This is a genomic window from Moorena sp. SIO4G3 (assembly GCF_010692305.1).
GTDB classification, from domain to species: Bacteria; Cyanobacteriota; Cyanobacteriia; order Cyanobacteriales; family Coleofasciculaceae; genus Moorena; species Moorena producens_A.
In genome coordinates this window covers 1-7,144 of sequence record NZ_JAAHIG010000427.1, presented here as the reverse complement: position 1 = coordinate 7,144, position 7,144 = coordinate 1, and the positions used below count along the sequence as shown (strand labels likewise).

Sequence of the window (7,144 nt, the reverse complement as noted above, 5' to 3'; positions counted from 1 at the left end):
TTGGTAACTGTACCGATAAATCCCCGATTAGCTAGATTGAGATTACCAAAGCCATTGTTTATGGTAATGTTGCCACCCGGGCCACTAGTGTCAGCAGCGGAACGAGTTAGGATCCCACTAAATAACCCATCTTCAGTAAAACCGGAGATATCAATGGTGCCTTTAGCATTAATTTCAATATCTCCTGATGCCCCATTGCTATTGGTAACGGTTTGAACTCTTGACCCACCAGTGATAGTCAGGTCCCTAGTGGTTAGCTGTATGAAACCGCCATTGCCTATCGCATTTGTTTCTATATCATTAGCAATCAAACTCTTGTCACTAAGATTGGTATTACCATTAGTATTAATAGTGATATTGCCAGCTACTGCATCTGATATCGATGTCCCTGAAGTCAATCCAGCTTGTAAAGTGGATTGAGACATGTCGAAATTCGCACCATTGATGGCAATAGTTCCGCCATTAACATTAGTGACATCTACCAAGCTACCGTTGCTCAAAGAAACATTAGCTCGTTGGACTCTATCGGGAAAACTAACCGATGTCGCACCATCGAGGGCAACAGTGCCTGGACTGGATAATCCTCCTAATTTCACCCGTCCCCCTGGCACTTGCAGAGTGGCACCATTGAGGTTAACCTCTCCCCCAAGTAAAGCCATGGTTTGCCCTGTGTCGATGCCTAAAGTAGCTCCTATCACGTTGACTGAGCCAGGATTGCTACCATACTGCAAACCGATGGGAATATTGATAGTTAACAATGGTGGGGCATTTGGATCACTAGCGCTAAAGTTGAAACCATTGTCAAATACCGCACTATCGGCAGTGCTAGCCACAAAGGAGCCTGCTACATCTAAGCGAGAAGAAGATCCAAATGCAATACCATTGGGATTAAGCAAGAATAAATTAGCGCTACCGTTTACTCCTAAGGTGCCCAGAATTTGAGAGAGGGTGCTGCCAGTAACACGAGTCAAAATATTAGTAATGCCATCGGGATTAGCAAAATACACTCGTTGACCATTACTAACATTAAATTCGATAAAACTGTGGAAGAGGTTACTATCTCGTATTGCTCCCCCTTCGATTAAATCAGCTACTGCACCACGGATAGTCTGATTGGGAGTAACCTGAGAATTTTCATTCCCCAAGGTACTATCTGGGGTAATTTGAGCGATAGTGGGTAAGGCGAGTAATAACCATAGACTACTAACTTCGAGCAATGCCACTAAGCCTAATTGCATTAGTGAAATGGTATCTCTGGTTCGACTTGCGATGAGGTAATTAGTGTTGTAGTGCTTGCTAGATAAGGGATTAGTTTTGTGGGCAAAGGGGAAGCGTACGCATTTCATAGATAGACCTGACCGATTAGTCTCAGTCTTAGAGTTCCCAGCACTTTTGCTCAGAGTAACAACTGTGATAAACTCAGAGCTTGCAGCTTTAGCAAAGGCAACAGGAACCCACCCCTAACCCCTCCCAGGAGGGGAAAAGAAGGAACAGGGAACAGTAATAATATTTGATTTTTTCAGTACTTAAATTGATTTTTATGACTTACGATATTAATTCTATTTGTACTGCAGCAATATTTAATATCAACAAAAAAAAGTCTAATAAATTACTTTAAATTATTAATTTAAAGCATAGTTTTACTATGTTTAAGTAGTTGTATAATCGTGCAAAATCTCAGTATTAATTCTCCCCTATATCCCCACACTCTTACCCCGATTCCCGATTCCCGATTCCCGATTCCCTGTTACCTGTTCCCTTTGCTATAAGTAATTATTGATGTTTTAGCCAGCATGGAAGCCTTGACTGAGATGGAAGGAAATCAAGACCAGCAACATCCTCAGGAAAAACGCGATCGCGAAATAGTTAACCGTCTTTTACAACAACAACCCAATGAATACAACTTGGCGGAATTAGCCCGACTGCGGATTCGGTATGACAGCTTTCCCGGTGCTAGAGCGATTCAAAGGGACTTGGATGTACTGCTCCAGCGATGGCAACTGACAGAACAACAGCTTTTTGAGAAAACCCTTCAGATTCATCAAGAGGGTCTTGCGTATAGACGAGACAACAGTTCTGGAAGCCAAGATGACTGGACTTAAGACTTCTTTGCTGAAGTCGCGAATAGGGAGTAGGGAGTAGGGAGTAGGGAGTAGGGAGTAGGGAGTAGGGAGTAGGGAGTAGGGAGTAGGGAGTGGTAAAAAATCATTTTGGTTTTTCAGTACTGTCACAAGCCTTGTATGATAAATTTCCACTTAAAAAACTCAGAAAGCTTACTGTAAAAGCGATGCAGAGGTGCGACCCGTGGCGAATTTAATTACGGGTCAAACGCACCATTACGGTCTTGGGGAGGCAGCGCCGACCTGCGGGGGTCTCCCCCATGAGCGACTGCATCAAGACAGAAAAATTAGGCTCTTCAACTAACAAAATTTACTGAATACGGCCTCTTGCCACTGTTCCCTGTTCCCTGCTCCCTGCTCCCTGCTCCCTTTACTAAATTCATTTCACTTAACCGATTTCCTAGGGGCTGGGGGTAAAAGCTTAAACATCTGTTTTTCTTGATTCGGTTGAAGCTTCTGATCAGCGGGAGCTATTGGATCTATCTTAGGTGGATCGATCTTAGGGGGGGACTTAGGGATGGAAACGGTTTTAGCAGGATCATTAGACGAGGCGGTGTCTATAGCAGTATTGAGAGCTTCCAGTTGTTGAGATATCAGAGCCTGCTGTTGCAGCTGTTCGGTAGAAGACACTAAGCCGCTGAGTCCATTAACTAAATCCTTGACATTGCGGCGAAAAGCTGGATCCCCAGTCAGATCATCTAGGTCAGCGGTAATCTTTTGGGCATTTTCAAAGGTAACTCGTGCTGAGTCTAGGGTTTGTTGTAATACCAGTAAATTAGTAGGACTGTTGAGAGTATTGGAAACATTACGTAAGTTAGCAGATGCTTGGGCAGCATTAGCCGATAGGTTTTCTAAGTTCCGCAGCATCTGTGATACATCCGTTTGATAAACCGCTGAGTTAACCTGATTCGCGGTAATGGTTAAGTTGCTGGTCAATACACGCAGATCTTGACTGGCCTGAGAGATGCTATCTAAGGTGGTGACCAAATTTCCCCGATTACTGACCAATAGTTGATTGGCAGAGGTAATCAACTGATTGAGTTCCTTTGCAGTTTGGCTGTATTCCTGGGAGGTACTAGAAATGCTACTGGTTGCCAACCCGATTAGACTAGATGTTTGATTGGCCGCACTGGTCACAGCATTCGTTGCTTTGGACAAGCCTGCTACCTCTTGGCGCACTATCCGGGACAACTGGGTCATCTCTTTGCTAAGTTCTGACACATCTCTGGCGGCATTGGAGGCATTTTCCGCAAGGCTATTGATTTTTTCAAAAAACGCTGGATCAGCGTAGAGTTCAACAATGCGATTTCCATTCCGTAGGAGGTCAGCAAAGGTAGAACCCACGTCACCATTGATCTGATCTTCTTCACAAATAACTAGGGAAGAATTGCATTGTGCTCCGAAGGGTGTAAGACTTTGAGCAGTTGCAGGTAATTGTCCTAGGGGCATGATATCCACATTGGTAGCACCAATTAAACCCGATTGATTAGCTTCAACCTGGACTTTGCGGGGGATTAACAATCCAGGGTCATCAATTTCAACGGTGACATTGACCCCATTAGTACCGGGTTCAATGTTAGTGATTCTGCCAACTTGGACACCGCGATAGCTGACTGATGCCCCCACTTGCATACCAGCAGCGTTGCCAAAATTGACAATAAATTTATAGCTCTTTCGACTGAAGCTAATCCCACTAATCCATACAACAAGTCCACCGAAAACAGCAAGTCCTGCTACAATCAATAAGCCAACGGAGCCTTCTCTAATCGTCCGCGATCGCATAATAGTTTAACCTTTGTTACCCTTTCCCCTCAGATTTACTATCATCGCTCACCAACCACTGACATCCAAATTTGAACCCACTTGAGCAAGTTTCGAGTAGTCCATGGGGTCAGATAGATGAGGTAAAATCCCCAAAACCTTAACATTGGTTAGAGTCTCGATTAACCTAATCGGAGCCAACTGATTAATTTCTTGGGAGGTACGAGGTTCGACGCAATTGAGGACAATGCCTTTGAGGTCAACTCGTGATGAGCGTGCCAGGGCAACATTAGCAACCACTTGTGCGATCGCTCCTAATTCTACCGGCGCAACCAATACCGTTGGCAATCGCCAATCCCTTGCCAAATCTGCCACAATCAGTTCATGAGTCACCGGTGAACCTAGTCCTCCCAAAGCTTCCACCAAGACCACATCCCGCTGACTGCGCAGATTAACGAAGCCTTGCCAGACCTTTTCGAGGTCAACCTCTCGTCCTTCTAGATCTGCAGCAACTGGTGGTGCTGCAGGGGTTTTAAACTCCACGGGTGTGATCTCCTCCAGGGTTTGACCCAAGTCAAATAGTTGGTGGTAAATTTCGCGATCGCCAATTCCGGTTTGAATCGGCTTGAATATCCCCAGACTCTCTTGAGGACGGTAAGTCTGCCAATAAGCAGCGATCACAGAAGTCAAAACCGTTTTGCCGATCTCTGTATTGGTACCAGTAATTAGTAATACGTTCAAGATTGAGTCACTCTCAGTCAGTAAGGCTAATATCTACAGCAAAGTTTCTTTCCTGTTTAGCAATTACATCTACTATATACTCACCAGCAATAGGCAGCTTACCTTGCCACCGTTGCACCCCTGAAGCCTTTTCCACTAACTTCCCATTGGGATAGCGGATAGTTAAAGCCACATCACTTTCAATAACCTCTAGCTTCAATTGCTGACCCTGTTTAGCCTTCACCAAGTAGCGCTGAATCTTCTGGGGGCTAGTGCGACCCAGTAGCCGCAAACGCTTGGTTCCCTGTAACAAATTGACCCGTTTTATCTTATACTCAGCAGTTGGTTTAGGTTCTGGTTTCGGCTTCGGTGCTTCTGTTAACTTTAATCCTAGCTGATAATCGCTATCCGGTAGACCCTTAACTGGACTCAGTTGAATCGTGTAGTTGCCGGTGAACAGAAATTTCCCTTGCCATTGCCGCACCCGCTGAGCTCGATTGTCCACTGGTTTTCCGTCCGGGCCAAGCACAGTCATCAAAACCCCTTCATCACTGAGATATGCCTTGAGGGTTTGGTCTTGTTTACCCTGGATAATGTAGTTAATCGTGTGATTAGCCTTTAAATTCCTGGATTTTGAAAGAGTTTTACCAGCATAAAGCTCTAGACGCTGACTGTAGATTTGAGGCTTACTCGGGGTTGGACTAGCCCTAGGGCTCGGAGTTGAAGTCGAAATCGGACTAGGACTAGGACTCACTGACACCTTAGGACTAGGGGATTTCCCAGTGTCCTGCTGATTAACATTGCTCACCCATACCCAAGAGCCTATTCCTGCCAGCGCTGCTAGTCCTGTAGCTATCCCAAGCAACGGCCAAGGACTATTCCAGATAGAGTTACCCGTGGCTTGAGACATCACCGGTTCACTCGGTTCTCCACCTCTGGCCTCCCTGGGTGTCCCACCTTGAGCTGATGCCACCGTTGTGCCAGGTATTGGCTTGCGCTTTGGCAGTTGCGGAGTTAACCCAGAAGCTTGAAAGGCATACAAGACTTCCCTAGCGGATTGGTAGCGATCGCTTGGTTGATCACTAAGCATCCGATTTAATATCTCAGCTAACTCATCGCTAACCCTAGCCCAGGGACGCCAGTTCCAAGTCAGATTAGCATCATCGACAAGTTCTTCTGGTTCTTTCCCAGTCAGGAGCACTATCGCAGTCACTGCTAGGGAATAGAGGTCACTACTCGGTGTCTGAATTTGCTCCCTGGGAGCGTAACCGCTTTTGCCAATACTAGTTGTTGGTGTGGGAGTATCTGGCAATTGAAGACGAGTTGCCAGTTCCTGTACCACACCCAAATTAATCAAAACGGGTATACTGTCTGTTTCCCCCATGATGATGTTATCGGGTGTGATATCTCGGTGGATAATCCCTTGGCTGTGGATGTAGTCCAAAACTGGCAAGGATTGCTGCAATAGCTGACGCACTTCCGTTTCTGATAAAACTCCCAAGTTGGTCGTGCTAGCCATTGGCGGTGATTGCACTTCCCCATCCGGATGAGAAGATAGAGGTTCACTTTGATTGAGAAGGGCTTTGCGTTGTTCTAGAAGGTCACCATAGGTTTTTCCCTCTACGTAGTCTCGCACCAGAAACAGCCGTCCTTCCTCTTCAAAGGTAGCTCGGAACTGAGGAATTTGCGGGTGTTCAATTTTATACAGGATACCTGCTTCTTGTTGAAACAGTTGCCTTGACTTATCGAGATTATTAGTTTCTGTCTGAGGGGGAATAAATTCTTTCAGGGCGCAAGGTTCATTGAAGCGCCCTTGATCCTCTACCAGGTAAGTCCGATTGAATTCTCCTTGGTCAAGGACACGGAGCAAATGGTAGCGATTTTGCAGAATAGTTCCAGAAGCAATCGGTGGTTCCATCGGTGGTAGATCACTTGTTACGGACAATGAGGCCGGAGGAATATTCTTGAAGTTTAGACTTTATTCTGTTGCTTTGGAACTCCATCGATGGATTCCAACCCTTCCGTTGAGCCACAGAGTTGAGCCAAAGATAAGTTGATCAGCATATATATCAGGGTTTAGCCAACACTAGACTCCAAACACCCTTATGGTGTACAATCCGCAACCAGACCTTACAAATATCGTTATTAGAAAGCCTAACACTGAAAACTCCGCCACAAAGCGAGCGGAGATGAAAGTGTAAGCGCGACTTTAGTCGCCTTGAAGAAAATAAAAACAAATACTTGCTAATTTGTGCTAGGCATGTTAGCATAATAATATAACAGAAGAGGTCGAGTTCTGATGATTATACTTGAGTTCAAGGCATACGGAAACAAAACACAGTATCAAGCCATAGACAAAGCTATTCGGACTGTTCAGTTTATACGGAATAGCTGTCTTCGTTTGTGGATGGATAATAAAGGGTTAAGCAAATACGACTTAAATAAATATTGCAAAACCTTGGCCAAGAATTTCCCTTTTGCCAACGAATTGAACTCAACAGCTCGACAAGCTGCGGCTGAAAGGGCATGGTTAGAAGTTACCG

5 protein-coding genes and 1 pseudogene are annotated in these 7,144 nt (G+C 45.2%); 2 read left to right on the top strand and 4 right to left on the bottom strand.

The genetic code is table 11. The annotated features are described in order from the left end of the window. A partial coding sequence (locus tag F6J99_RS38925; RefSeq protein ID WP_293121395.1) for a filamentous hemagglutinin N-terminal domain-containing protein occupies nucleotides 1-1,346 on the bottom strand: 1,346 nt, incomplete at its 3' end. 447 nt (nucleotides 1,347-1,793) lie between these two features. On the opposite strand from F6J99_RS38925, the gene F6J99_RS38920 reads away from it, so the two are divergent. Further along, entirely contained in the window at nucleotides 1,794-2,102 is a 309-nt protein-coding gene (locus tag F6J99_RS38920; protein WP_293121393.1) for a DUF3288 family protein, read from the top strand. Between the two features lie 402 nt (nucleotides 2,103-2,504). Here the strand turns inward: F6J99_RS38920 and F6J99_RS38915 are convergent, their stop codons facing one another. The 3 genes from F6J99_RS38915 to F6J99_RS38905 are packed head-to-tail and all read right to left on the bottom strand — an operon-like array spanning nucleotide 2,505 to nucleotide 6,519. After that, a complete protein-coding gene (locus F6J99_RS38915; protein WP_293121391.1) occupies nucleotides 2,505-3,902 on the bottom strand; it encodes an MlaD family protein in 1,398 nt (465 codons plus the stop codon). Nucleotides 3,903-3,950: 48 nt separating this feature from the next. Next, nucleotides 3,951-4,622 carry a dethiobiotin synthase gene (gene bioD / locus F6J99_RS38910; RefSeq protein WP_293121389.1) on the bottom strand — a complete coding sequence of 224 codons (672 nt, stop codon included), beginning with the start codon at nucleotides 4,620-4,622 and terminating at the stop codon, nucleotides 3,951-3,953. A gap of 13 nt (nucleotides 4,623-4,635) precedes the next feature. Continuing rightward, on the bottom strand, nucleotides 4,636-6,519 hold the full coding sequence (locus F6J99_RS38905; protein WP_293121387.1) for a serine/threonine-protein kinase: 1,884 nt from the start codon (nucleotides 6,517-6,519) through the stop codon (nucleotides 4,636-4,638). 381 nt (nucleotides 6,520-6,900) lie between these two features. Between F6J99_RS38905 and F6J99_RS38900 the strand changes: the two are divergent. Beyond that, a pseudogene (locus tag F6J99_RS38900) lies at nucleotides 6,901-7,144 on the top strand (RNA-guided endonuclease TnpB family protein); the annotation flags it as partial.

What these genes read in the sequence shown, in the direction of transcription:
- F6J99_RS38920 (WP_293121393.1), top strand. Translation starts at nt 1,794, where the DNA reads ATGGAAGCCTTGACTGAGATGGAAGGAAATCAAGACCAGCAACATCCT.
- F6J99_RS38905 (WP_293121387.1), bottom strand. Translation starts at nt 6,519, where the DNA reads ATGGAACCACCGATTGCTTCTGGAACTATTCTGCAAAATCGCTACCAT.
- F6J99_RS38915 (WP_293121391.1), bottom strand. Translation starts at nt 3,902, where the DNA reads ATGCGATCGCGGACGATTAGAGAAGGCTCCGTTGGCTTATTGATTGTA.